The sequence below is a fragment of the Streptomyces sp. NPDC048172 genome (assembly GCF_043202595.1).
Taxonomy (GTDB): Bacteria; Actinomycetota; Actinomycetes; order Streptomycetales; family Streptomycetaceae; genus Streptomyces.
Genome location: NZ_JBIDAT010000011.1, coordinates 193,715 through 216,342 on the forward strand (window position 1 = coordinate 193,715; position 22,628 = coordinate 216,342).

At 72.9% G+C, this 22,628-nt stretch carries 25 protein-coding genes and 1 tRNA gene; 14 read left to right on the top strand and 12 right to left on the bottom strand.

Features of this window, described 5'->3' with window-relative positions; genetic code table 11:
* Positions 1–2: 2 nt before the first annotated feature.
* The 6 genes from glp (at position 3) to ACGF3A_RS38220 (ending at position 4,823) form a co-directional block, all read left to right on the top strand.
* Positions 3–1,313, top strand: coding sequence for a gephyrin-like molybdotransferase Glp (gene glp, locus ACGF3A_RS38195; protein ID WP_393735125.1), 1,311 nt, complete (start codon positions 3–5; stop codon positions 1,311–1,313).
* A 96-nt stretch (positions 1,314–1,409) separates the two neighbouring features.
* Positions 1,410–1,979 carry a cyclic pyranopterin monophosphate synthase MoaC gene (gene moaC / locus ACGF3A_RS38200; protein WP_393735126.1) on the top strand — a complete coding sequence of 190 codons (570 nt, stop codon included), beginning with the start codon at positions 1,410–1,412 and terminating at the stop codon, positions 1,977–1,979.
* Complete coding sequence (locus ACGF3A_RS38205) at positions 1,976–2,518, top strand: molybdenum cofactor biosynthesis protein B (RefSeq protein ID WP_393735127.1); 543 nt, start codon at positions 1,976–1,978, stop codon at positions 2,516–2,518. The genes moaC and ACGF3A_RS38205 overlap by 4 nt, the downstream gene beginning before the upstream one ends.
* Positions 2,515–3,141 (top strand): GNAT family N-acetyltransferase, encoded by a 627-nt coding sequence (locus ACGF3A_RS38210; protein ID WP_393735204.1) that lies wholly within the window; start codon positions 2,515–2,517, stop codon positions 3,139–3,141. Before ACGF3A_RS38205 ends, ACGF3A_RS38210 begins: the two co-directional genes overlap by 4 nt.
* Before the next feature lie 171 nt (positions 3,142–3,312).
* Positions 3,313–4,647 carry a gephyrin-like molybdotransferase receptor GlpR gene (gene glpR / locus ACGF3A_RS38215; RefSeq protein WP_393735128.1) on the top strand — a complete coding sequence of 445 codons (1,335 nt, stop codon included), beginning with the start codon at positions 3,313–3,315 and terminating at the stop codon, positions 4,645–4,647.
* Positions 4,648–4,749: 102 nt separating this feature from the next.
* A tRNA-Ala gene (locus ACGF3A_RS38220) sits at positions 4,750–4,823 on the top strand.
* A 75-nt stretch (positions 4,824–4,898) separates the two neighbouring features.
* Here the strand turns inward: ACGF3A_RS38220 and ACGF3A_RS38225 are convergent.
* Positions 4,899–5,726 carry a DUF1963 domain-containing protein gene (locus ACGF3A_RS38225; protein WP_393735129.1) on the bottom strand — a complete coding sequence of 276 codons (828 nt, stop codon included), beginning with the start codon at positions 5,724–5,726 and terminating at the stop codon, positions 4,899–4,901.
* Positions 5,727–5,811: 85 nt separating this feature from the next.
* Positions 5,812–6,699, bottom strand: a complete 888-nt coding sequence (locus tag ACGF3A_RS38230) for a sigma-70 family RNA polymerase sigma factor (protein WP_393735130.1) — start codon at positions 6,697–6,699, stop codon at positions 5,812–5,814.
* 177 nt (positions 6,700–6,876) lie between these two features.
* Between ACGF3A_RS38230 and ACGF3A_RS38235 the strand changes: the two genes are divergently transcribed.
* Positions 6,877–7,668 (top strand): SDR family oxidoreductase, encoded by a 792-nt coding sequence (locus ACGF3A_RS38235; RefSeq protein ID WP_393735131.1) that lies wholly within the window; start codon positions 6,877–6,879, stop codon positions 7,666–7,668.
* Here the strand turns inward: ACGF3A_RS38235 and rpmF are convergent.
* From rpmF to ACGF3A_RS38250, 3 genes are all read right to left on the bottom strand, one after another.
* Positions 7,665–7,835, bottom strand: a complete 171-nt coding sequence (gene rpmF / locus ACGF3A_RS38240) for a 50S ribosomal protein L32 (RefSeq protein WP_393735132.1) — start codon at positions 7,833–7,835, stop codon at positions 7,665–7,667. The genes ACGF3A_RS38235 and rpmF overlap by 4 nt on opposite strands.
* Entirely contained in the window at positions 7,835–8,071 is a 237-nt protein-coding gene (gene rpmB / locus ACGF3A_RS38245; RefSeq protein ID WP_393735133.1) for a 50S ribosomal protein L28, read from the bottom strand. Before rpmB ends, rpmF begins: the two co-directional genes overlap by 1 nt.
* Before the next feature lie 101 nt (positions 8,072–8,172).
* Complete coding sequence (locus tag ACGF3A_RS38250) at positions 8,173–9,477, bottom strand: hypothetical protein (protein ID WP_393735134.1); 1,305 nt, start codon at positions 9,475–9,477, stop codon at positions 8,173–8,175.
* A 277-nt stretch (positions 9,478–9,754) separates the two neighbouring features.
* Here ACGF3A_RS38250 and ACGF3A_RS38255 point away from each other — a divergent pair, with 277 nt between their 5' ends.
* Together ACGF3A_RS38255 and ACGF3A_RS38260 are read left to right on the top strand one after the other, a co-directional pair.
* Positions 9,755–10,753: a helix-turn-helix transcriptional regulator gene (locus ACGF3A_RS38255; protein ID WP_393735135.1), complete on the top strand. Its 999-nt coding sequence runs from the start codon at positions 9,755–9,757 to the stop codon at positions 10,751–10,753.
* A gap of 137 nt (positions 10,754–10,890) precedes the next feature.
* Positions 10,891–11,406 carry a lytic polysaccharide monooxygenase auxiliary activity family 9 protein gene (locus tag ACGF3A_RS38260; protein ID WP_393735136.1) on the top strand — a complete coding sequence of 172 codons (516 nt, stop codon included), beginning with the start codon at positions 10,891–10,893 and terminating at the stop codon, positions 11,404–11,406.
* 126 nt (positions 11,407–11,532) lie between these two features.
* Here ACGF3A_RS38260 and ACGF3A_RS38265 read toward each other — a convergent pair whose 3' ends face one another.
* On the bottom strand, positions 11,533–11,949 hold the full coding sequence (locus ACGF3A_RS38265) for a cupin domain-containing protein (RefSeq protein WP_393735137.1): 417 nt from the start codon (positions 11,947–11,949) through the stop codon (positions 11,533–11,535).
* Between the two features lie 155 nt (positions 11,950–12,104).
* Between ACGF3A_RS38265 and ACGF3A_RS38270 the strand changes: the two genes are divergently transcribed.
* The 4 genes from ACGF3A_RS38270 (at position 12,105) to ACGF3A_RS38285 (ending at position 15,857) form a co-directional block, all read left to right on the top strand.
* The gene (locus ACGF3A_RS38270; protein ID WP_393735138.1) at positions 12,105–12,800 is read left to right on the top strand and encodes a TetR/AcrR family transcriptional regulator; all 696 of its coding nucleotides are present in this window, start codon (positions 12,105–12,107) and stop codon (positions 12,798–12,800) included.
* A gap of 215 nt (positions 12,801–13,015) precedes the next feature.
* Positions 13,016–13,441 (top strand): NUDIX domain-containing protein, encoded by a 426-nt coding sequence (locus tag ACGF3A_RS38275; RefSeq protein ID WP_393735139.1) that lies wholly within the window; start codon positions 13,016–13,018, stop codon positions 13,439–13,441.
* Positions 13,438–13,941 carry an NUDIX domain-containing protein gene (locus tag ACGF3A_RS38280; RefSeq protein WP_393735140.1) on the top strand — a complete coding sequence of 168 codons (504 nt, stop codon included), beginning with the start codon at positions 13,438–13,440 and terminating at the stop codon, positions 13,939–13,941. Before ACGF3A_RS38275 ends, ACGF3A_RS38280 begins: the two co-directional genes overlap by 4 nt.
* Complete coding sequence (locus ACGF3A_RS38285) at positions 13,938–15,857, top strand: ABC transporter ATP-binding protein (RefSeq protein ID WP_393735205.1); 1,920 nt, start codon at positions 13,938–13,940, stop codon at positions 15,855–15,857. The genes ACGF3A_RS38280 and ACGF3A_RS38285 overlap by 4 nt, the downstream gene beginning before the upstream one ends.
* A gap of 55 nt (positions 15,858–15,912) precedes the next feature.
* Here ACGF3A_RS38285 and ACGF3A_RS38290 read toward each other — a convergent pair whose 3' ends face one another.
* The 6 genes from ACGF3A_RS38290 to ACGF3A_RS38315 all read right to left on the bottom strand — a co-directional run bounded on the left by ACGF3A_RS38290 (position 15,913) and on the right by ACGF3A_RS38315 (position 22,195).
* Positions 15,913–16,539 carry a response regulator gene (locus tag ACGF3A_RS38290; protein WP_393735206.1) on the bottom strand — a complete coding sequence of 209 codons (627 nt, stop codon included), beginning with the start codon at positions 16,537–16,539 and terminating at the stop codon, positions 15,913–15,915.
* Between the two features lie 92 nt (positions 16,540–16,631).
* Positions 16,632–17,858, bottom strand: coding sequence for a sensor histidine kinase (locus ACGF3A_RS38295; RefSeq protein WP_393735141.1), 1,227 nt, complete (start codon positions 17,856–17,858; stop codon positions 16,632–16,634).
* Between the two features lie 5 nt (positions 17,859–17,863).
* Entirely contained in the window at positions 17,864–20,167 is a 2,304-nt protein-coding gene (locus tag ACGF3A_RS38300; RefSeq protein WP_393735142.1) for an MMPL family transporter, read from the bottom strand.
* Positions 20,168–20,337: 170 nt separating this feature from the next.
* A complete protein-coding gene (locus tag ACGF3A_RS38305) occupies positions 20,338–21,159 on the bottom strand; it encodes an AraC family transcriptional regulator (RefSeq protein ID WP_393735143.1) in 822 nt (273 codons plus the stop codon).
* A gap of 30 nt (positions 21,160–21,189) precedes the next feature.
* Positions 21,190–21,510: a DMT family transporter gene (locus tag ACGF3A_RS38310; protein WP_393735144.1), complete on the bottom strand. Its 321-nt coding sequence runs from the start codon at positions 21,508–21,510 to the stop codon at positions 21,190–21,192.
* Positions 21,511–21,556: 46 nt separating this feature from the next.
* A complete protein-coding gene (locus ACGF3A_RS38315) occupies positions 21,557–22,195 on the bottom strand; it encodes a Crp/Fnr family transcriptional regulator (protein WP_393735145.1) in 639 nt (212 codons plus the stop codon).
* 119 nt (positions 22,196–22,314) lie between these two features.
* Between ACGF3A_RS38315 and ACGF3A_RS38320 the strand changes: the two genes are divergently transcribed.
* Complete coding sequence (locus ACGF3A_RS38320) at positions 22,315–22,581, top strand: YciI family protein (protein ID WP_393735146.1); 267 nt, start codon at positions 22,315–22,317, stop codon at positions 22,579–22,581.
* Positions 22,582–22,628 lie beyond the last annotated feature (47 nt).

The following is a 22,628-nucleotide window of genomic DNA, read 5'->3' on the forward strand; positions in this document are numbered from 1 at the left end:
TCTTGAGCGAGACCTGGTCGGTCGACGAGCACCTGGAGGACATCCTCCGCGCCATCCGCCCCCTGGAGCCCATCGAGCTGCGGCTCCTGGAGGCCCAGGGCTGCGTGCTCGTCGAGGACGTCACCGTGCCCGCGGCGCTCCCGCCCTTCGACAACAGCTCCATGGACGGCTATGCCGTCCGGGTCGCCGATGTCGAGGGTGCCAGCGAGGAGTTCCCCGCGGTGCTCGACGTCATCGGGGATGTCGCCGCGGGCAGCGGTGACCTCCCCACCGTCGCGTCCGGCCAGGCGGCACGCATCATGACCGGCGCCCCCCTCCCGCCCGGAGCCGAGGCCGTCGTTCCCGTCGAGTGGACCGACGGCGGTACGGGCGGGGGGCCCGCCGACTCGATGCCCTCCCGCAGCGAGGTCCCGCAGGCCGCCTCGGGCGAGGTGCGCGTGCACCGCTCCGTCGCGCCCAGGGGGCACGTGAGGGCCAAGGGCAGCGACGTGAAGGCCGGGAGCGTCGCCCTGACCTCCGGGACGGTCCTGGGTCCCGCCCAGATCGGCCTGCTGGCCGCCATCGGGCGCGGCACGGTCACCGTCCGCCCCCGCCCCCGCGTCGTGGTGCTCTCCACCGGCAGCGAACTGGTCCCGCCGGACGAGCCGTTGGGCCCCGGCCAGATCCACGACTCCAACAGCTACGTGCTGACGGCCGCCGCCCGTGAGGCCGGCGCCATCCCGTACCGCGTGGGCTCCGTCGCCGACGACCCCGAGACGCTGCGCTCCACGATCGAGGACCAGCTCATCCGCGCCGACCTGGTCGTCACCAGCGGAGGCGTCAGCGTGGGGGCTTACGACGTGGTGAAGGAGGCCCTGTCCCAGGGCGACCTGGACGAGGGCACCGTGGAGTTCCGCCGGCTGGCCATGCAGCCCGGCAAGCCGCAGGGCTTCGGCCTGATCGGCCCCGACCGCACGCCGATCCTCACCCTCCCCGGCAATCCGGTCAGCGCCTACGTGTCCTTCGAGCTGTTCGTCCGGCCGGCCCTGCGCACCCTGATGGGCCTGGAGCCGGTGCGCCGCGGGTCCGTACGGGCGCGCCTGGAGGCGGACGGGCCGCTCTCCTCCCCGGACGGCAAGCGGCAGTTCCTCCGCGGCGACTACACGCCCCCGGAGAAGCCCGGCCAGGAAGCGCTGGGAACGGTCACCCCTGTCGGCGGCCCCGGCTCCCACCTGGTCGCCTCGCTCGCGCAGGCCAACGCGCTGATCGAGATCCCCGAGAAGACGACCGAGGCCGCTCCGGGCGAGGACGTCACCGTGATCCCGCTGGACTGACGTACGGACTGGCGTACGGACTGATGTGCGGCCGCACGGCCGTGCCCTCATGGCTGCCGGTACCGTATCTGGGCACAGCAGACGACCGGGAGAACGATGAGCAGCGCCGAGCAGCAGCACCTCACCCATGTCGACGCGTCGGGCGCCGCCCGGATGGTCGACGTCTCCGCCAAGGACGTCACCGCGCGGACCGCGCGCGCCACCGGACGCGTGCTCGTCTCGCCCCGGGTGGTCGAGCTGCTGCGCGGAGAGGGCGTTCCCAAGGGGGACGCTCTTTCCGCCGCCCGTATCGCCGGGATCATGGGCGCCAAGAAGACGCCGGAACTCATTCCCCTGTGCCACCCCTTGGCCGTCTCGGGCGTCACCGTCGACCTGTCCGTCGCGGACGACGCGGTGGACATCTCGGCCCGTGTGAAGACGACGGACCGTACGGGCGTCGAAATGGAGGCGCTTACGGCGGTTACGGTCGCCGCTCTGACGGTCATCGACATGGTGAAGGCCGTCGACAAGTCGGCGACCATCTCGGACGTCCGCGTGGAGGAGAAGTCGGGCGGCAAGTCCGGCGACTGGACACGCGAGGGGGCAGGGAACGAGACCGGGACCGGGCCCGTCCAGGGGAGCGGGACTGGGAACGGGAACGGCCAGGGGAACGAGGAGGGCGCATGAGCCAGCAGCCGCGCCGCCGCCGCGCGCTCGCCGTCACGGCCTCCAACCGCGCCTCCGCCGGTGTCTACGAGGACAAGGGCGGCCCCCTGCTCGTCGCGGGCCTGACGGACATGGGCTTCGCCGCAGACGGCCCGGTGGTCGTCCCGGACGGCGAGCCCGTCGAGAAGGCGCTGCGCGACGCGGTCGCCGAGGGTTACGACGTCGTCCTCACCACGGGCGGCACCGGCATCTCGCCGACCGACCGTACGCCCGAGATGACGCGCCGCGTGCTCGACTACGAGGTCCCCGGCATCGCCGAGGCCATCCGCGCTGAGGGGCTGGCGAAGGTGCCCACGGCCGCGCTCTCCCGTGGCACGGCGGGCGTCGCCGGGCGCACCCTGGTCGCGAACCTTCCGGGCTCCTCCGGAGGGGTCAAGGACGGCCTGGCGGTCCTCTCCCGTCTGCTCACCCATGCCGTCGACCAGATCCACGGCGGGGACCACCAGGACCATCCCGCCGCAGATCCTCGCCCCGAGTCCAGAGGGGAAGACCCCCGCTGAACGCTCCGTGGCCCGCTGAGCTGGCGGACGGCGCGACCGCCCTCCGTCCCATAAGGCTGCGCGACCAGCGAGCCTGGCGCGAGGTCAACCAGCGCAACCGGGACTGGCTCCGCCCCTGGGAAGCGACCATCCCTCCGGCCCCTCCGGGACACCTCCCGCCGCGTCGGCCCACCTATCGCCAAATGGTTCGCCATTTGCGGGGGGAGGCCCACGCGGGCCGCATGCTGCCCTTTGTCATCGAGTACGAGGGCCGTCTGGTCGGACAGCTCACCGTCGCGGGCATCACGTGGGGATCGATGTGTTCCGGCCATGTCGGCTACTGGATCGACCGTGATGTCGCGGGCCGCGGCGTGATGCCCACGGCTGTCGCGCTCGCGGTGGACCACTGTTTCCGTACGGTCGGGCTGCACCGTATCGAGGTGTGCATCCGGCCGGAGAACACTCCCAGCCGCCGGGTGGTGGAGAAACTGGGATTCCGTGAGGAGGGCACCCGCCCCCGCTATCTCCATATCGACGGCGCGTGGCGCGACCATCTGGTCTTCGCGCTGACGACGGAGGAAGTGCCGGAAGGGCTGCTGGCCCGCTGGCACAGGGCGAGCCCGGGCGCCCCTCAGCAGAAATAAAATAAACGTTCGATATCGAGCACCGAACAGCCGCACTCCGGCCATTAATCGGCCACATTCGGCGTTGTGCGGCGCGGCAATCACAAAAAAAGTTCGAGAGATCAGCCAGATCGTGCGACACACCGCCCTATTTGGCAGATGGGCTCATGCAATGCCCTCTACCGTGTGAGTGTGAGCAGCAGTGGCCTCATCTACGCAGTCATCGTCGGGGCCTGGGCCGCCTATCTGGTGCCGATGTGGCTCCGCAGGCAGGACGAGCTGAACGAAGCCCGTCCGACGGAACGCTTCAGCACCGCGATCCGGCTGCTGTCCGGCAAGGCCGCGATGGAGCGCCGCTACGCGAAGGACGCGGAACGGCGCGAAGCGCGCGAGGCGCAGGAGACGGGCGCCGCCTTGGCGACGGCCGAGCCGGAGGGCGACCACGGCGACTTCGACGATGGCTACGCCGATGACGCGTACGGGACCGACCCGGACGACGGCACCGCGGAGGACGCGGTCGACGTCCGGGCCTTCGCCGACCCCAAGACCATGGTCAGCGGGCACAGCCCGGAGGCTGTCACCGCGATACAGGACAACCGCCCGGCGCCTTCCCCGTCCCCGTCGCCCCCGCCCCTTTCGTCCCCGTCCCCGGAGCGCTCCCCGGAGCTGTCCCCGGAGCGGTCCGCGGCGGGGAGCAAGGCCAGCCGGGACGCGAAGCGCGCCAAGCGGGCCAAGCTGCTGGCCCGCCGCCGTCGCACCACCATGCTGCTCTTCCTCGGCTTCACCCTGGGCGCGGTCGTCGCGGCCGTCCTCGGCCTGGCCTTCCTCTGGGTGCCCGCGGTCCCGGGCGTACTGCTGAGCGCGTACATCGTCCATCTGCGGGCCCAGGAGCGCCGCCGTTTCGCGTTCACCATGGACCGCCGCCGCGCCGAGGACGCGGCCCGCAGCCTTCGCGAGCGCAGGCCGCGCGCCTCCGCCGCACCGTCCGGAACGGGCACGCGTCACCGTCCCCCGGCGCAGTACCGGTCACAGGCGCAGGGGCGGCCCCACGCCGAGAGTGAGCGGCAGGGGGCGGCGGGCCAGGACGAGCGCCGTGCCCCCGCTCCGGAGCGGGGCGGCGGCCGGGGCCGTCCGTCGCGGCCCGTGTCCCCCGCGGGCGACGCCGACCCCGAGGCGGCGGCCGACCGCCGGGCGCTCGTCGAGCAGACCGACCACGCCGAATGGGTCGACCAGCAGCGTGCGCGCGACCGCGAGCACCCCGAGGGCGAGGGCTGGGAGCCCGTGCCCGTGCCGCTCCCGACGTACGTGAGCGCGCCGGTCGCTCCCCGTACCGCCCGCGAGGTGGACCTGGAGGCCCCCGACGCGTGGAGCTCGGCCCGCTCCAGCGCGGCCGAGCCGCCCCCGCGGGAAGCGGACCACGCGCCCCCGGAGACGTCCTCCCGCCCCCGCCGCACCCGGGACCGCAACCGCACCCCCCTCTTCGACCAGTACGAGGACGAGGACCGCCCCCGCGCCGCCAACGAGTGACCGGACCGGCCCCGGCGACCCCGGCCACACGCCCGCTGTGACCAGCGCAGGAACGGATTTCCTCACCGGGCCGGGGTGATGCTAAGGTTTCACACGTCGCAAGGGCCTGTGGCGCAGTCCGGTAGCGCATCTCGTTCGCAACGAGAGGGTCAGGGGTTCAAATCCCCTCAGGTCCACAGACGTCAGAACCCCTGTCGGAGTCATCCGGCAGGGGCTCTTTCATGTTGTGGTGCGGGGCGGGGCCGGGGGGTTCACCAGATGTCGGGGGTCGGCATCGCCTGGGTGAAGTCGCCGGCGCGCAGGGCGTCGGTGGGGATCGACCAGTGCATCCAGCCGCCGTCGCCGCCTATGGACCACTCGTGCCTGTCGGAGAGCTGGAGCAGGTGATGGTGGTCCTGCAAGTCCTCGCCCTCGGGCAGTACGGGGCCGCCGCCCGTGGGGTAGATGGGCCGGCCGAAGGCCATGTCGTCGCTGAGCAGGCTGCCCGGGACCCGGAAGTCATTGAGCATCCCGTCCTTGAACTCCGCCACGTCTTCGTGGTCGGGTCCGAAATCGGGGTCGAGGGCGTCCCATGCGTCGTCGAACCGGTCGGGGAAGACGAAGCCGGGCACGGCCGTCCAGGCGACTGGCGCGAAGGAGCTGGCTGTGGCGGGTGGCTCGGTCTCGACGGCGAGGCGGGAACGGGCCGCCACGACCTGCCCCAGCTCCGGGGCGCAGTGACCGACGCGGCGCGTCACGTCCCAGGCGGCGGGGTCGGCCTGATCCGATTCGATGTCGAGGGAGAAGAAGTTGAGGAGGCCGGTGCCGGGCGGGAGGAGGCCGTCGAGCCAAGGGGGCAGCGCGTCGGTGTCGAGGACGGCGAGCAGGCTCAGCGGAAGGCCCTCACACGTCGGCCAGGGCACACCGGGCTCCAGCATGGCGTTGCCGCCGAAGCGGCTGTGGCCGGTGGCCTGGCCCGGTGCGGCGGGCACGAGTTCGAACCCCGGCCGGACCAGGTCCGCGACTCGCCCGGCGAGCTCCGGGCGCAGGTGCTCCGCGCAGGAGTCGCGCAGTTCGGCCAGGGAAGTCTTGTGATCCATGGTCGGCAGTCAAGCATCCGGCTCCGACGGGTCCGCCGCCACGGGGGTCCGCGCCGAACGGGGCGTCTTCGGTGGTGTGTTGGGGTCAGGGGGCCAGTGGTGCGATGTCGAGGGCGTCGAGGCGGGGTCTGTCGGCGATGACGTCGATCGTGGTGATGCGGCCGTCGGTGAAGGTGAAGGCCAGGGCGATCGTGAGGTGGCCGTGGGGGGCCATGACGAGGCCGACGGAGCCGTTGACCAGGGCCGGGCGGGAGACGCGGGTGCGGGCCGCCGCGGCGACGGCGCCCTTCGTGACCATGTCGCGCCCGCGCAGGGTGAGGGGCTGCGGCGTGGGGCCCGCCGCGCGGTCGGCGTGGAGCACCACGTCGGGGTCGAGAAGGGCGACCAGCGCGTCGAACTCGCCGCCGCGGGCGGCGGCCAGGAAGGCGTCCACGACCTCGCGCTGACGGGCCAGGTCGGACGCCGGAAGCGGGGAGCCGCCCCTGACGCGGCGGCGGGCGCGGCTCGCGAGCTGCCGCGTGGCGGCGGGCGTACGGTCGAGCATCGCGGCGATCTCGTCGAACGGTACGGCGAACATGTCGTGCAGCACGAAGGCGAGCCGTTCGGCCGGGGCCAGGGTGTCGAGGACCACCAGGAGTGCCAGGCCGACCGAGTCGGCCATCACGGCCTCCTCCGCGGGGTCGGTCCCTTCCTCCGGGGCGAGATGGGGGTCGGGGGCGCCGGTGTCGAGGGGTTCCTCGCGGCGGGCGTCGCGGGAGCGCAGCATGTTGAGGCAGACGCGGGCCACGACCGTGGTCAGCCAGCCCTTGAGGTTCTCGATCGACTCGGCGTCGGTACGGCTGAGACGGAGCCAGGTCTCCTGGACGGCGTCCTCGGCCTCGCTGAGCGAACCGAGCATCCGGTAGGCCACGGCGCGCAGCCGGGCCCGGTCCTGCTCGAAACGCTCCACCAGTACCGCGCGCTCGCCGTCCATCGGCCCCGTTCCTTCGTCCGTGTGTCACATCTTCCCGTCCCCGGGTGTCACCCCGGTAGACCCGCCGGAAGCCGTCGATGTGACGGGCCGACGGCAGCTGGGGCCTGGCCCTTCGGGTTGGCCTTCGAATTGCCTTTCGCGACGCCTTCGAGGCGCCCTTCGGATTGAGGAGAAGCCATGACGTCATCCATCCTGCTCACCGGCGGTACGGGCACGCTGGGGCGGCGCGTGCTGCCGCTGCTGCTGGACGCCGGGTTCACCGTGCGGGTGCTCAGCAGGAGGGTGCACGAGCCGGGGGACGGCGTCGAGTACGTGACCGGTGACCTGATCGAGGACGAGGGGACGGCCGCCGCGGTCGAAGGGGCCGAAACGGTGCTTCATCTCGCGGGCGGCGCCAAAGGGGACGACGTGGCGACGCGGAACCTCGCGCGGGCCGCCGCCCGCGCGGGTGTCGGCCATTTCGTCCATATCTCGGTCGTCGGCGCCGACCGGATCCCGCTGGCCTATCTGCGGGCCCAGCGGGACGCGGAGCTGGCCGTCGCCGACTCGGGCGTGCCGTGGACGACGCTGCGCGCGGCCCAGTTCCACACGCTCGTGCTGACCATGGTGGAGAAGATGGCGAAGCTGCCCGTGGTGCCCGTTCCGGGCGGGCTCCGGCTCCAGTCGGTCGATCCGGGCGAAGTGGCGGCCCGTCTGGTCGAACTCGTACGCGGTGAACCGTCCGGGCCGGTGGCGGATCTTGTCGGGCCCGAGGAGTACGGACTGGCCGAACCAGTCCGCGCGTACCTGCGGGCGTACGGCAAGCGGCGGCCGTTGATGCCGGTACGGATACCGGGAAAGGCCGGGCGGGCGTACCGGGCGGGCGAGAACCTGTCGGTGGACGGTGCGATGCGGGGAACGCGGACCTGGGCCGAGTTTCTGGCCGACGCACCTGAACACGTTCACGTCGTCGGTACGGAGGCTCCCTAATCCTCCGGGGAGAGGAGGCCGCGACGGTAGGCCGGGGCCAGGTTCTGGGGGACGCGGTACGGGCGGCCGTCGATCGTGACGGTCACCAGCGGGGTCGGGGCGGCCTTCCACTGCGCGCGGCGGTGGCGGGTGTTGCTGCGGGACTGCTTGCGCTTCGGGACGGCCATCAGACGCGACCCCCTCGCGCGCGGATACGGGCGACGGCCTTCTCGACGCCGATCGTGTCGACCGTACGGATGCCCTTGGTGCTCAGGGTGAGCTTCACGTGGCGGCGCTCGCTGGGCAGCCAGTAGCGCTTCGTCTGGACGTTGGGGTCGAAGCGGCGGCGGGTGCGGCGGTGGGAGTGGGAGACGTTGTTGCCGAAGGCGGGGCCGCGTCCGGTGAGCTGGCAGTGGGCGGACAAGGGGGGCCTTTCTCGCGGAGGCATGTAGTGGCGTAGTGGAAATGGGTACCATTTTCATCTGCCGGGTGTCCACCGTACCCCCTCGTCCGCCCTGCCCGCGCTCAGGTCAGGCGCATCCGCGGCTCACCCCGTTCGTTGAGGCCCTTGCCGCCGCCGACGCAGGTCAGGCCGTCCGGGGCCGCTCCGGGGGCGTCGAGGGCGGCGTAGGTCTGGCGGAGGCAGTTGCGCATGGCGAGCTGGCCCCAGTAGTTGGGGTGCAGCCCCTCCTGGGCCTGGAACGGGGGCAGGACCGCGGTGATCGTCCGTACCCAGTTGACCCACTCCGTCTTGTCGGCCGCGCCCGGCGCCTTCCAGGTGCTGACGGTGCCGCGCAGCGGTTCGACCAGGCCCACGCCCTTCTCGCACAGCCGGTGCCCGTCGAGCGCGCGGCTGAGGTCGAGGAAGTGGGCGTTGGGCAGACCGCTGTCGGTGACGCCCTTGCGTACGGCCTGGCTGACGGTGGGCATCACGGTGTTCACCGCCCAGTCGGCGTCCCTGTCGGTGAACGCGCAGCCGCCCATCGCCTGGCGCGCGCCCAGCGGGGCCGGGTAGCGGAATCCGGAGGCGGGCGGGATGGGGGAGGGGTAGTTCTGGACGACCACCTCGTACTGGCCGTCCTCGTATCCGGCCTGCCGCATGGCCTTCTGGACGTTGCGCAGGCCGCCCGCGATGTCGGCGGCGCGGGCGCGGGCGCCGTCCGCGGAGAAGCGGGTGACGTTGTCGGCCTCCTTGGCGCACGACTTGGGGAGGGGGCTGAGGTAGGCGAGGACGCAGGACTTGATCACGTCGGCGAAGCGGAAGTCGTTGCCCCCGATCGAGACGGCGACCATACGGACCTTGTGCTTTTGGGCGAAGTCGGCCAACTGCTGGGCCTGTCCGGGGACGCCGGCCGCGTCGGAGAAGTCCAGACCGGGCTTCGAGCGGCCCTTGCCGTTCCTGAACGAGCCCGTACGGGCGCCGGAGCACGACAGGTTCTCGCTGCCCATGCCGTCGAGGCCCAGGTGGATCTCGGCGGAACGGGAGCGGTGGCAGCCCTCGATGCGTTCGGCGCCGCGGTTCGCGTCGTCGTGGTACGCGCTGGGGCCGAGGGCGTCCACGCGGGGGAAGTTGACGGGGTTGGCGTCGGTGTTGCCCGCCCAGCGGCCCGCCTCGCCGGAGATGTAGGAGTCGCCGAGGGAGACCACCCAGCCCTTGCCTCCCGGGGGTGCGGCGGCGGGTGAGGAGGCCGCCTGGTCGGCCGCCTGGCTCGCGGGTGCGGTGAGTGCCGTGGTCGCGGCCAGGGCGGCGAGGGTGGCGGCGGTGGCCGTGACCGTACGGCCGGGGCGGGTGCGGGGGCGGGTGCTGGTGCGGGGGCGGCGCTGGGGCATGGGGGTCTCCGGGGGTGGGGGTGATGGGGGTGGTGCGGGAGTCGAAGTCATGTTCGCCGGAGCCGATGTGACGGAGCGTCATTGAGGGTGGTGCGCTCGGGTGAACGCGCCGTGCGCCCCCTGATTCCAGGGGATCCGGGGAGGGCGCGCGGGCGGTTCGGCGGGCGCGGGCTCGTACGGGTGCGCGAGGCGTCGGCGCCGTCCGTGCTCGCGCGTTACCGGTTCAGGGGGTGGGCTGCGACAATCCCTCGCTCGGGCGGAGGGGAGGGATCCGGGCGTGGGGCTGGAGGAACTGGGGCTGGATGCCCAGGAGGAGGCCGTCTACCGGGCGTTGGTGGCACGGCCGTTCGCCACGGCGGAGGAGCTGGGCGGGGACGGCGCGCGGGCCGTGCTGGAGGCGCTGGCCGAGCGGGGGCTCGCCAGCCGCGAGGCGGGCGGGGGTGGACGGTACGCGCCCGCGCCGCCCGCCCTGGCGCTCGGCGCCGAGCTGGCCGCGCACCGCGCGCGGCTCCGGCGTGCCGAGGCCGCCGTCGCCGAGCTCGTCGAGGCGTACCGCACGGGCGACCTGGCGCGGGAGCGGCGCGAGCTGGTGGAGGTCCTGGAGGGGCGCGAGCACATACGGCAGCGCTTTCTCCAGGTCCGGCTCTCCGCCGAGAAGAGCATCGACCTTCTCTTCACCGGCGATCCGCGGGCCGTCGGCGCGGAGGCGGGGGAGCGGGAGCGGGCCGTGGTCGCGCCGGGGGTGCACATGCGGGGCGTCGTCGACCGGGGCTTCCTGAACGAGCCGGGGGCGGCGGAGAGGCTGGGGGAGTCGCTGAGGGACGGGGACGGGGGCGAGGTGCGCTTCGTCGAGGAGATCCCGCTGCGGCTCATGATCTGCGACGACGAGCGGGCGATGCTGCCGCTGCGCGGCCGGGGCGGTGAGGGGGACGGTGGTGCGGGAGGCAGCACGGATGGCGGTGCGGATGGCGGTGCGGACGGCGGGGCGGTGCCCTGCGTCGTGCTGCGCGGGGGCCTGGTGGGCGTCGCGCGGGCGCTGTTCGAGGCGACCTGGGAGCGCGCCCGGCCGTACGCGGAGCCGCACTTCGAGATCGGGGAGCTCGACGCGCGCATCCTGCGGCTGCTGCTCTCGGGGCACACCGATGCCGCCGTCGCGGGGAAGCTGGACCTCTCGTCGCGCACTGTGCAGCGCCGTATCCACGCGCTGATGCGGCAGGCCGGGGTCACCACCCGGATCCAACTGGGGTGGCACGCGCGGCATCAGGAGTGGATCTGAGGGGCGGGGCCGGGGCGGTGGGCCCCGGCGGGGGCCCGGCGGGCCGATGGCCGCCGCACCCCTTGACCGCGCGCAGTCAGCCGTTAAAGTCTAGACCAATTTCAGGTGTGATCGGCCTCCCCCGTGAAGGAGCTGACATGCACAAGAGAAGGAAGTTGGCCGCGCTGTTAGGAGCCGGGCTCGCGCCCGTCCTGGTCATCGGCCTGACGCCGTCCCCGGCCAGCGCGCACGGCTGGATCACCAACCCCGCGAGCCGCCAGGAACAGTGCGCCAGGGGCGTCGTCAAGTGCGGCGAGATCAAGTGGGAACCCCAGAGCGTCGAAGGTCCCAAGGGGCTGAAGGACTGCGCGGGCGGGAACGCGCGGTTCTCCGACCTGAACGACGACAGCAAGGGCTGGAAGGTCTCGAACGTCGGCCGTTCGACCACGTTCAACTGGAAGATCACCGCGAGGCACGCGACGACCACCTGGCAGTACTTCGTGGACGGCCAGAAGGTCGCGGAGTTCAACGACCACGGCCAGCGGCCGCCCGAGACCCTCTCGCACAACGTGAACTTCGGCAGTTTCACCGGCAAGCACAAGGTCCTCGCCGTCTGGAACATCGCCGACACCTCGAACGCGTTCTACGCCTGCATCGACGTCAACATCGGCTGACAGGCCGGACGTTCGCCACCGTCGGGTGACCGCCCGCCGCGCGCCTGTCGCGGGGCCACGCTCACCCCGCCTCCGCACGTGAGCGATGCCCCCGTCCCGGCACTTCCCCTCTCGCCGGGACGGGGGTCACGCGTGTGCGGGGCCTGTGGTGACCCGGGTGTGCTCCGAGCCCGCGCGGGGGCTGATGGTCAGCAGGTCGCCCGGCTCCTCGACGGAGAGCCGGTGCCAGTGCCCCGCGGGGACGACCAGGCAGGTGCCGGGGGTCAGGACGGCGACGGGTTCGTCCGGCCGTTCGCTCTCCCGCAGGTAGACGCGCATCCGGCCGGACAGGAGGCACAGCACCTCGTCCGCCTCCGGATGGCGCTCCCATACGTCCGCGTGCACCGCGCGGTCGCTGTCGGCGTGGAACGCCGCAACCGACCACAGTCCGGGGTCGCGCGGGCCGGGGCGTGCCGTCACGTCCACCGCGCCGCCCTCCTGGAGCTGGAGCAGCGAGCTGAAGAGGTCGAGGGCTTCGACGGATGAGGAGCGGTGTGTGGTCATGGGGGCCTCCCGTGGGGTGGGACGACTTTTCGAACGTGTTCGGAAAGTAGCACCGGGCCGCTCCTGGTGTCGAGCGGATGCCGAGCGGATGCCGTGCGGATGCCGCGCGGGGGCCGGGAGTCGCCCAGGTGGGAGGGGCGCGTCATGATGGGGCGATGCCAGGAACCACTCCCTCCCGCGGCCGGACGGGCCGACCGCCCCGCACCTCGCGCGCGCAGATCCTGGAGGCGGCCTGGCGGCTGATCGACCGCGACGGCTGGCAGAAACTCACGATGCGCAGGCTCGCGGCGGAGGCGGGCGCCGCGCCGACGACGCTCTACCACCACGTCCGCGACAGGGACGACCTGCTGACGCAGCTCCTGGACGACTACGCGGCCCGTATGCCGCGTCCTGAGCTGCCCGAGGAGCCCCGGGAGCGTGTCGTCGCCGCGGCGACGGTCATGCACGATTCGCTGGCCGCCTGGCCGTGGATCGTCGAGGTGCTCACGGCGGGCGACTTCATCGGCGACTCCGCGCTGTGGTTCGTCGAGGCGATCGTGCAGGGCGCCGTGGAGTGCGGCTGCACGCCCGAGCAGGCCGTCGATCTCTACCGGGGCCTCTGGTACTACACGGCGGGCGAGATCCTCGTACGGGCCGGGACCGCGCGGCGGCGGGCCGAGCGGGACGCGGATGAGGGCGGCGTCTCCGTGTACGACGAGACGGTGCGCCGGAGGATCGCCGACTCCGGGCTGCCGCACCTCTCCGGGCTCGCCGACCGCTGGCCCGGGCTCGTCACCCGGGAGACCTACCCCGAGGGGCTGAGGGCGTTCGTGGACGGCCTGCTGTCGCACGCCCGCGGGGGCGCCGCGTAACGCGCGGAGCACGGCGCAATCCCCGGCAAGGGTGACGCGCCACGGTGGTGTGAATCGCACAGCGCGCTACGCGCCGTGATGCCGGGCGTCACGGGGCGGGCGTCACGTTGCCGTACATGTGCGCGAGAAATCGCTCCGTACGGGCCGTCACCTCCCCCGCACGAGGGGCGTTGAACCGAGCATTCGTCCGAACTCGCGTCAACACTGGAGGAGTTGTGCCCCCACGCCTGACCGCCCTCGGCGCCCATCTCGTATTCGAACGCGACGGCCATCTCCTCCTCGGCAGGCGCGGACCCGGTGTCTCCTTCGCGCCCGACAGCTGGCATCTGCCCGCCGGACAGGTGGAGGACGAGACCGTGCGTGCCTGTGCCGTACGGGAGGCGTACGAGGGACTGGGCGTCACCCTGCGCGAGGCCGATCTGCAGCTCGTGCACACCGTCGATGGCGTCTCCCACATCCAGCTCTTCTTCCGTGTGCACCACTGGAAGGGCGAACCACGGCTGCGGGAGCCGCACTTGTGCGCCGGATGGACGTGGTGGCGCCGTACGGCGCTGCCCGAGCCGCTCGTCGGCCACGCCCGTACCGCGCTGGAGGCCATCGGGCAGGGCTGGCCGTACACGAGCGTGGGGCGGGCCGCATGAGCGCGCGGGACGGTGTGCGGCACACCAGGGTCGTCGATCTCTTCGTGCTGTTGCACCGGGACGACGGGAGGGTACTGCTGCTGCGACGGTGCGGCGGTGTGTACGCGAGCGGGCTGCTCGCGCCGCCCTCGGGGCATCTGGAGGCGGGGGAGACGGTGGTCGAGGGGGCGCTGCGCGAGACGTACGAGGAGGTCGGAGTCGCCGTCCAGGAGCGCCATCTGGAGTTCTGCCATGTGATCGACCACCGCAGTCCGGAAGGGCAGCAGCGGATCGGGGTGGCCTTCCGGGCGGAGCGCTGGCAGGGCGAGCCGTACAACAAGGAGCCGCACAAGCACTCCCAGCTGGTGTGGGCCGACCCCGCGTGTCCTCCGGCCGACTGCGTGCCCTACGTCCGCGCGCTGCTGGGGCAGTTCGCGACGGGCGGGCTGCTGTCCGTCGACGGGTACGCCGACGCCGGAGCCGGGGCGGACGGGCGTACCGAGGGGCGGTGGCCGCGATGACCGTCGTTCCCGAGCAGAAGTCCGTCAAGCCCGAGGGGGACGAGGATCTGCGGTTCGTCGACCCGACGGGGTCGCGCGAACGGGCGGGACGGTCCATCCGCACGGTCGACATGGCGCGACGGCTGCCCGCGCTCGTACGGCGCTCCCTCGGGCTGGCCTGGAGGGTCGACAAACGGGCGGCCGTAGGGCTGCTGGTCTGCCAGGTGGCCTCGGGCGCGCTGCAGGCGCTCGGGCTGTTCGCCGTTTCGGGAACGATCGGTGCCGTCCTGGGGGGCGGGAACACCTACGACCGGCTGCTGGCTGCCTGGCCCTCCCTGGTGACGCTCGGTGTCGCCGCCGCCGCACGGGCCGTGCTCGGCATCGCGGTCAACTGGCTCTCCTCGCGCCTGGGTCCGTTCATGTCGCGCGAGGCGGAGCTGATGCTGCTGGAGGCGTCCACCGCGACCGAACTGGCCGCGTACGACAGCCCCGGCTTCAACGAGCGCAGGGAGGCCGCCGACAGAGGGGCGCAGACCGCCCAAGACCTCGTCACCCAGGGGCAGGACCTGATCGCCGCCACGGCCTCGCTGATCGCGTCGGCGGGCGTGCTGGCCGTGCTGCATCCGCTCCTGCTGCCGTTGCTGATGGCCGCCAGCCTGCCGCAGGCGCTCGCGCAGATCAGCGCGGCCCGGGTGCACTACCTGTCGCAGCTGGAGATGTCGGGGAACTCCCGGCTGCTGTCCATCCTGCGCTGGCACGTGTCCGACAGATATGCGGCCGACCAGATCCGCACCGGCACGATGCGGCCCTTCCTGCTCGCCAAGTACCGCTCCATCACGCAGCGCATCAACCGGGTCGAGCGGCGCGCGGTGGACAAGGGCGCGCGGATGGCACTGGTCGGTGCCGTCTGCGGCGGGACGGCGGCGACGGGCGTCTGGGCCGCGCTGGTCGTGCTCAGCGCCAACGGCAGGCTGTCGCTCGCCCACGCCGGGGCCGCCGTCTTCGCGCTCCAGACGGTCGGCCAGTCCCTGCGCGGACTGGTCACGGGCGGGGCGCGCATCATGCGCACCGGGCTGTACTGGGACGACTGGCAGGACTTCCTGCAGCGCGCGGGAGGCTTCCGCTCGACGCAGCGGCGCGGCGCCCGTACGCCCGCGCCGCCGCGCACCATCGAGCTGCGGGACGTCAGTTACCGCTACGAGGAGGCCGACACGGACGCGGTGCAGGGGGTCACCCTCACCCTGCGGCGGGGCGAAGTGCTCGCCCTGGTCGGCTACAACGGCTCCGGCAAGACGACACTGGGCAAACTGCTCACCGGGCTCTACCTGCCGACGGGAGGCAGCCTGTGCTGGGACGGCGTGCCGACGGCGGAGATGGCACCGGACGCGCTCTGGGCGCAGGTCGCGATGGTGCCGCAGGACTACGCCCGCTGGCCGCTCACGGCACGGGAGAACATCACGCTCGGCCAGCCCAAGGGCGAGGGGGAGGCCGGTGACACGGCCGTACGGGAGGCGTGCGCGGCCAGCGGCGCCGACGACGTACTGGCCTCCCTGCGCTCCGGGCTCGACACGCTGCTCGCCCGCGACTGGCTGGGCGGCCAGGAGCTGTCGGGCGGCCAGTGGCAGCGGGTCGCGCTCGCCCGCGCGTTCCACCGGGAGGCGGGACTGCTCGTCCTGGACGAACCGACGGCGGCGCTCGACCCGTTGGGCGAGTACCGCATCTTCGCGGGGCTGCGGCAGCTCGCGGCGAGCCGCGCGGTCGTCCTGATCACGCACCGGCTGACGAACGTCGCGACCGCCGACCGCATCCTCGTCCTCGACAAGGGGCGGGTCGTCCAGCAGGGCACGTTCACCGAACTGGTCCGCCGTCCCGGCCTCTTCCAGGACCTGTGGACGTACCAGCACGAGCGGGGGACGGCGGGGGAGGTCCTGGACTGAACCCGGGTCCTGCGGGAGCAGGCGGCGGGGGCGGCCCGGGGGCCGTCGGACGGCCTCACGGAGCGCGGACCAGGAGTCCGCGCTCCAGGGCGACCACCACCGCGTGCGTCCGGTCGTTGACGTCGAGCTTCGCGAAGATCCGCAGCAGATGGGTCTTCACGGTGGCCTCGGAGATCATCAGCCGTTTGCCCACCTCCGTGTTGGTCAGCCCGTCCGCGACCCCGTTCAGCACATCCGTCTCGCGGGAGGTGAGGACGACCGGGGCGGGACGGCGCATCCGCGCGACGAGCTTCTCGGCGACCCGGGGCGCCAGCACGGTCTCGCCCCGCGCGGCGGACCGGATGGCCTCGACCAGCTGCTCACGCGTGGTGTCCTTCAGCAGATAGCCGATGGCTCCCGCCTCGACGCAGCGCTCGATGTCGGCGTCCGTGTCGTACGTCGTGAGGATCAGCACGCGCGTGCCGGGGAAGCGGGCGACGATCTCCTCGGTCGTCTCCACGCCGTCCAGCACGGGCATGCGCAGGTCGATCAGGGCCACGTCCGGGTGCTGTTCGGCGATCAGCTCCAGGGCCTCGCGTCCGTCGCTCGCCTCGCCGGTGATCTCGACGGACGGCTCGGAGGCGAGCAGTGCTAGCACCCCGGCGCGCATCACCGTGTGGTCGTCGACGACCACGACGCGCAGGGCGCCAGGCTCGGCGCCGGAGTCGGCACCGGGTTCGGCGCCCGGTGCGGAGGGCCGGGTGGTCCCCGTCGGGTCTGTCACGGCGTGATCTGTCACGGCGTCTCCTCGCTCGCGCCGGGCGCGGGGACCAGCGCGAGCACGCGGGTGCCGTTCCCCAGCGAACTGGTGATCTTCAAGTCCCCGCCCAGCTCCGTCAGCCGTCTGCGCATGCCGCGCAGGCCGAAGCCCCGGTCCGCGGCCTCCGCCACGGCGAACCCCGTCCCGTCGTCGGTGATCTCCAGCTCGACCACCGCTCCCTGCCCGCTCAGCACCACGCCGACGGCCGAGGCCCCGGCGTGCTTGCGGACGTTGGCCAGCGACTCCTGCGCGCAGCGCAGCAGCGCGATACGCGTCGGCTGGTCGCACACCACGTCCGCCAGCTCGGCGGTCACCTCCAGCCCCGTGTCCTCGGCGAACCGGTCCAGCGTGCGGCGCAGCGGTTCGGCGGCCGAACCCCGCGACGGGGCCGCGTCGTGCCCCGAGGCGACCAGCTCGCGGGCCTCCGCCAGATTCTCCCGGGCGGTCTGCTCGATGCTGTGCAACTGCTGGGAGCTGCGGTCCGGTTCGGCGGCGAGGCCCGAGCGGGCCGCCTCGGCGAGGACGACTATGGAGGCGAACCCCTGGGCCAGGGTGTCGTGGATGTCGCGGGCCAGCCGCTCCCGCTCGTCCGCGGCGCCCTGCCGCTGGTGCGCCGCCGCCAGCTCGGCCTGCGCCCGCTCCAGCTCGACGATGAGCCGGGCCCGTTCCTCGCTCTGGGCGACGACGGCGAGCACCCACAGGCCGATCAGCGCGCTGGCCAGGAAGACGATCGCGGTCGACGCGAACGACGTGCAGAAGAACGCGAGGTCCCAGCCCTCCCGGCACGTGCTGCCGACCAGCGTCAGCACGGACGCGAGCCCGCTGAACGCGGCCGAGTCCTGCGGCCTCCTCCCGTACATCCAGAAGTGCGGCACCGTGACGATGAACAGCGCCACGTAGCCCTCCCGCAGGTACGACAGCACGCCCAGGCCCAGCGCGAGCACCAGCAGATAGGTGTGCGGGCGCAGCACGGGGTTGTCGGGGGAGCGGGTCAGCGTCGCGTAGCACCCGGCGAGGACCGCCAGGACGCCCAGCCACCACCACTGGTCAGCGCCGTCCGTACGGTCGGCCACCGTGCTCACCACCGAGAGCACGCCGAACAGCGCCCACGACACCGCGTTCCAGCGGTGCAGGGTCCTCGCCCAGAAGGGGGCGGTGGGCGTGCCGCCCGCGGGCAGCCCGGTGGTCGACCACGCGATCATGTGCGTCAACATACTGGCGTGTACGGGTGTTCGTCGTTCCGCTGTCCCCCTGCGTCCCCTGTGGCCGCCGTGGCCGCCGTGGCCGCCGTGGCCGCCGTGGCCGCGTGCCGGGCCCCGCGTACGCCCCGTGAGGGCCACCAGCTGGCCTCGCCCAGCAGGACCATGGCGGAGGGCAGGATCATCACGCGGATGACGAAGGCGTCGAGCAGCACCGCCGCCGCCAGGCTGAACCCGATCTGCTTCATCTCGATCAGGTGCAGGAAGACGAAGCTGGCGAAGACCGTGACCATCACCGCAGCCGCGCTCGTCACCACCCCCGCCGAGCTGGTGATGCCGTCCAGCACCGCCCTGCGGGTGGGGACGCCGCGCAGCGCGGCCTCGCGGATGCGGCTGACCACGAACACCTGGTAGTCCATCGAGAGCCCGAAGAGGATCACGAAGAGGAAGAGCGGGACGCGCGAGCCGATCGAGCCGGTGGAGGTGAAGCCGAGCAGCCCCTCGGCCCACTCGCCCTGGAAGACCAGGACCAGGAGGCCGAGCGCCGCGGCCGCCGACAGCAGGTTGAGCACGACGCCGACCAGGCCGATCACCACCGAGCGGAACGCCCACACCGTCATCAGGAACGTCACCAGCAGCAGGGCGCCGACGACGAGCGGCAGCTTCGCGTTCTGGTGGGCGAGATAGTCGGCGTTGCGCGCGACGTCGCCCTCGCCCGTCACCGCGGCCTCGGCGCCCGGCACCCGGCCCACGGTGGCGGGGAGGTGGCGGTCCCGGAGCCGGTCCAGCTCGTCGAGCGAGGCCCGGGAGCCCGGCTTGGCGGACGACGGCAGCTCCAGCATGCTGATCCGGCCGTCCTCCGCGACCCGGATCCGGGGCTCGCCGGTGAAGTGCGGCTCGTCCTGGGTCCGCCGCTCCAGCGCGCGCAGCGCGCCCCTGACCCGCCGCTCGTCGCCCGGCGCGGACCTGACCACCACCTGGTGCACGATCCGCAGCTCGGGGAAGCTCGCGTTCATCCGGTCGTACGCCTGCATCGCGGGCAGCTCGCGCGAGTGGGTGTCGCGGTCCATCACGCTCAGGTTCATCCCCAGCGCGGGGGCCGCCAGGCCGAGCATCAGCAGCACCGAGACGCCGAGGGTGAGGCCGGGGCGTCTGCTCGCGGGGCGCATCAGGGTCTGCCACACGCGTCCGTTGCCGCCGCCGTTGCCGCCCCCGTTGCCGTCACCGCTCCCGCCGTGCCGTGTCCGGGCGCGTGCCGCATCGGGGACCGGCCCTCGTGCCGCCTTCCGCGCGGCCTTGCGTTCCGCCCGCTTGCCCGCCTTCGTCAGCAGCGCGGGCAGCACCGTCAGCGAACTGGCCACCGCGACCAGGACGACCACGATGGTGCCGGTGGCCAGGGAGGAGAAGATGACGTCCGAGACCAGATAGAGCGTCGCGGTGGAGGCCACCACGGCCAGGCCCGAGACGACGACGGCACGGCCCGAGGTCGCGGCGGACAGCTCCACCAGGGCCTCGGTGCTGAGCCTCCCGTTCGCCCTCGCGCGCTCCTCCCGCTCGCGCTTGAGGAAGAAGAGCGTGTAGTCCACGCCGACGGCCATGCCGATCAGCAGGATGACGTTCGTGCCCACGCCCGCGTCCGGCGAGACGTGGGAGGCCACCATCGACAGGCCCACGGCGGCGGCGATCGAGGTCAGGGCCAGCACCAGCGGCACCAGCGCCATCAGCACCGAGCCGAAGACGAGCAGCAGTGTGATCAGGGTGACCGGCAGCGCCACGCGTTCGGTGAGCGCGAGGTCCTCGTCGCGCTGCCCGTCCACGCCCTCCCCGATCGACGGGGACCCGGTCTCCTCCACGCGGAGCCGGGGGTGCTCCTTCGCCACGGCGGCCGTCGCGTCCAGCAACGGCCCGACGTGGTCCCCGGCTTCCAGCTCGCCGCCCTTCATCGTGACCGGGACGCGGATCACCTTTCCGTCCGCCGAACGGACCGGGGAGCCCACCCGCGCGACCTCCGGCAGCTCCCGCATCCGGTCGGCGGCCCGGCGCGCGGCGGCGCGCTCCTCCGCGCCCGCCGCCGCGCCCGACCGCGCCGAGACCAGCACCTGCTCCACCGGCTCGCGCTGGAGCCCGCCCTCGGCCGCCATGGCCTCGGCGCGGCCCGCCTCGCCTATCCGGAAGTCCTCGGTGGTGGCGCTGTGGGTGCCGACCGCGCTGCCCACGCCCAGGCAGAGTGCGACGAAGAGGAACCAGGCGCCGATGGCGCGCCACGGGTGCAGCGCGCTCCAGCGAGCGGCGCGGACGGGGATGTCTCTCATACGTCGAGAGTGGCCGCCGGGCCCTCCGCGCCGACACGCTCACCCGGTTGAACTTCGCGTCAACCGAACGGCTGACCTCGGGGGTTCACCTCCACGCACCCCCAACGGGGGCTGTCCGCAGGGTCCGTAGGGTCCTAGGGTCCGTAGGGTTCGTCACCCCGGCGGTTCCCTCAGCCGAACCAGCGGCTCGGCGTCACCCCCGTCGCGCGGCGGAACGCGGCGACGAAGGCGCTCGCGGAGCCGTAACCGACGCGGTGCGCCACCGACTCGACCGTCAGCCCCTCGGCGAGGAGCGGCACCGCGAGCTGCATCCGCAGCCGTTCGCGCCACCGTCCGAAGCTCAGCCCCGTCTCGGTGACGAACAGCCGCGCGAGGGTACGGGCGCTCGCACCGACCTCCGAACCCCACGCCGCCAGCGGCCTGTTGTCCGACGGGTCGGCCGTCAGCGCGTCCGCCACCGCGCGCGTACGGGCGTCCGCGGGGTGCTCCACGGAGACGCTCGCCACCGGCGCGGGCGTCAGCACGTCGAAGAGCACCGCCTCCGCGCGGCCCCGCGCGTCCTCGTCGAGACCGTCGTCGAGCAGGTGCCCGATCAGCGCGCGCAGCAGCGGCGTCACCTCGACGACGGTCGGCTCCGTCCACGTCACGGGGCAGCGCTTGGGCCTGACGTACGGGCTGCGCATCACGGCCGTGCCCGCGGCGCCGGTCGCGTGCGGGACGCCCGCCGGGATCCACAGCGCCAGCGAGGGAGGCAGCAGCCAGGTGCCGCGTGCCGTCCTGACGTGCAGCAGTCCGCTGTACGACCAGGCCAACTGGTGCGTCGTGTGGCGGTGTTCCGGGAACCAGGTGCCCTTGGGGAGCGAGAAGGTGCCGATGACGATCGCGGGGAGCGGTTCACGGCCGTCCGCCCAGTCGTTCCAGTCGTTCCAGTCGTTCCAGTCCGTCCAGCCCGGACAGTCCGCCCCGTCCGTCGTGCACGCGCCTGTGGCCATGGCGGCGCAGCGTACCGTCTGCCGCCGACCTCAGTGGAGGAGCTTGAGTCCCACCACGCCGCCCACGATCAGCAGCAGGCAGAGCAGCCGCGCGGCCGTCACCGGATCGCCGAGCACGGCCATGCCGTAGATCGCCGTGCCGACCGCGCCGATGCCGACCCACACCGCGTAGGCCGTGCCCAGGGGGATGTGCGTCACCGCGTACGCGAGTCCCGCCATGCTGCCCGCGAGCGCGACCAGGAAGAGCACGGACGGCCCCAGCCGGTGGAAGTTCTTCGACGCCTCCAGGGCCGTCGCCCACAGCGTCTCCAGACAGCCCGACACGATCAGCACACCCCACGCGAGGGCCATACGGCTCTCCCCTTCGTCCTCCAGCAGTGATCTCCGCTCCAGGTGATCACAGCGGGGACGGGGCCGCACCAGGGGATCCGCCCGAGGCGCGCAGGGCCAGCAGTTCGGGAGCCAGCAGCGTCACCCGGCGCCGCTCCGTGGCGATCAGACCCTGTGTGCGCAGCCGTCCCAGGGCGCGGCTGACGGTGACCCGGGTGACGCCCAGCAGCTCGGCGAGCGCCTGGTGCGTGGGGAGCGGGACCTCCCCGTTCCCGTCCCCGTCCCCGTCATCGGGAGCGGCCTCCAGCAGCCACAGGGCGAGCCGTGCCTCGCTGGGGAGCGTCGCCAGGGAGGTGAACTCCGTCTGCCCCGCGCGGACCTGCGCGGCGAGCGTGCGCAGTACGTGCCGCCGTACGGCCCTGACGTCGTCCGTCAGCGACAGCACGTCCCCGCGCGGCACGTACCGTACGGAGCACGGTGACAGGGCGGTCAGGGTGGCGCTGTGCCCGCCGCCGTCGAACACCGCCGTCTTGTCCAGGGCGCACGGTCCGCGCCACTGGCCGAAGCGGACGACCCGTCCCGCGCCGGTCGTCCGGGTGGCCGCCACGGTGCCGTCGAGCAGCAGCGGCAGATGGCCGGCCGGTTCGCCCGCGCGCCGCAGCACCGTTCCGGCCGCCGCCCTGCGTGGTACCGATCGGTTCCACAACGTGCGCAGCGGACCGTCCGGAACGGACGCCAGCAGGGGCACCCGTCGCAGCTCCCGCCAGGGGGCTCCGGTATCGGCTGATACAGACCCGGCCATCCGGCGAGCCTAGCGTCGCGCCCATGCTGATTCTCGAACTGGCCTTCAGCGCGACCCCGGAGCGCCTCGCCGCCCGTCCCGCGCACCGCGACGTACTGGCACGTCTGCACGCCGAGGGGAAGCTCCTGGCCGCGGGCCCCTGGGCGGACGATTCGGGCGCCCTCCTGGTGTTCACCGCCGACCGTGCGGCCCTGGACCGCGTGATGGACGACGACCCGTACTACCGCACGCCCGGGGTGGAGGTCCTCGGGGTGCGCGAGTGGACTCCGGTGGTCGGGACCGGCTTCTGACCGTCTCGCTACATCAGTTGACAGCTCAGCCCGTGGTGGACGTCCCC

Bases quoted from the DNA above. Each gene is read 5' to 3' on its own strand.
- moaC (WP_393735126.1), top strand. From the start codon at position 1,410: ATGAGCAGCGCCGAGCAGCAGCACCTCACCCATGTCGACGCGTCGGGC.
- ACGF3A_RS38205 (WP_393735127.1), top strand. From the start codon at position 1,976: ATGAGCCAGCAGCCGCGCCGCCGCCGCGCGCTCGCCGTCACGGCCTCC.
- ACGF3A_RS38225 (WP_393735129.1), bottom strand. From the start codon at position 5,726: ATGGATCACAAGACTTCCCTGGCCGAACTGCGCGACTCCTGCGCGGAG.
- ACGF3A_RS38230 (WP_393735130.1), bottom strand. From the start codon at position 6,699: ATGGACGGCGAGCGCGCGGTACTGGTGGAGCGTTTCGAGCAGGACCGG.
- ACGF3A_RS38235 (WP_393735131.1), top strand. From the start codon at position 6,877: ATGACGTCATCCATCCTGCTCACCGGCGGTACGGGCACGCTGGGGCGG.
- rpmF (WP_393735132.1), bottom strand. From the start codon at position 7,835: ATGGCCGTCCCGAAGCGCAAGCAGTCCCGCAGCAACACCCGCCACCGC.
- ACGF3A_RS38250 (WP_393735134.1), bottom strand. From the start codon at position 9,477: ATGCCCCAGCGCCGCCCCCGCACCAGCACCCGCCCCCGCACCCGCCCC.
- ACGF3A_RS38260 (WP_393735136.1), top strand. From the start codon at position 10,891: ATGCACAAGAGAAGGAAGTTGGCCGCGCTGTTAGGAGCCGGGCTCGCG.
- ACGF3A_RS38265 (WP_393735137.1), bottom strand. From the start codon at position 11,949: ATGACCACACACCGCTCCTCATCCGTCGAAGCCCTCGACCTCTTCAGC.
- ACGF3A_RS38270 (WP_393735138.1), top strand. From the start codon at position 12,105: ATGCCAGGAACCACTCCCTCCCGCGGCCGGACGGGCCGACCGCCCCGC.
- ACGF3A_RS38280 (WP_393735140.1), top strand. From the start codon at position 13,438: ATGAGCGCGCGGGACGGTGTGCGGCACACCAGGGTCGTCGATCTCTTC.
- ACGF3A_RS38285 (WP_393735205.1), top strand. From the start codon at position 13,938: ATGACCGTCGTTCCCGAGCAGAAGTCCGTCAAGCCCGAGGGGGACGAG.
- ACGF3A_RS38295 (WP_393735141.1), bottom strand. From the start codon at position 17,858: ATGATCGCGTGGTCGACCACCGGGCTGCCCGCGGGCGGCACGCCCACC.
- ACGF3A_RS38300 (WP_393735142.1), bottom strand. From the start codon at position 20,167: ATGAGAGACATCCCCGTCCGCGCCGCTCGCTGGAGCGCGCTGCACCCG.
- ACGF3A_RS38305 (WP_393735143.1), bottom strand. From the start codon at position 21,159: ATGGCCACAGGCGCGTGCACGACGGACGGGGCGGACTGTCCGGGCTGG.
- ACGF3A_RS38310 (WP_393735144.1), bottom strand. From the start codon at position 21,510: ATGGCCCTCGCGTGGGGTGTGCTGATCGTGTCGGGCTGTCTGGAGACG.
- ACGF3A_RS38320 (WP_393735146.1), top strand. From the start codon at position 22,315: ATGCTGATTCTCGAACTGGCCTTCAGCGCGACCCCGGAGCGCCTCGCC.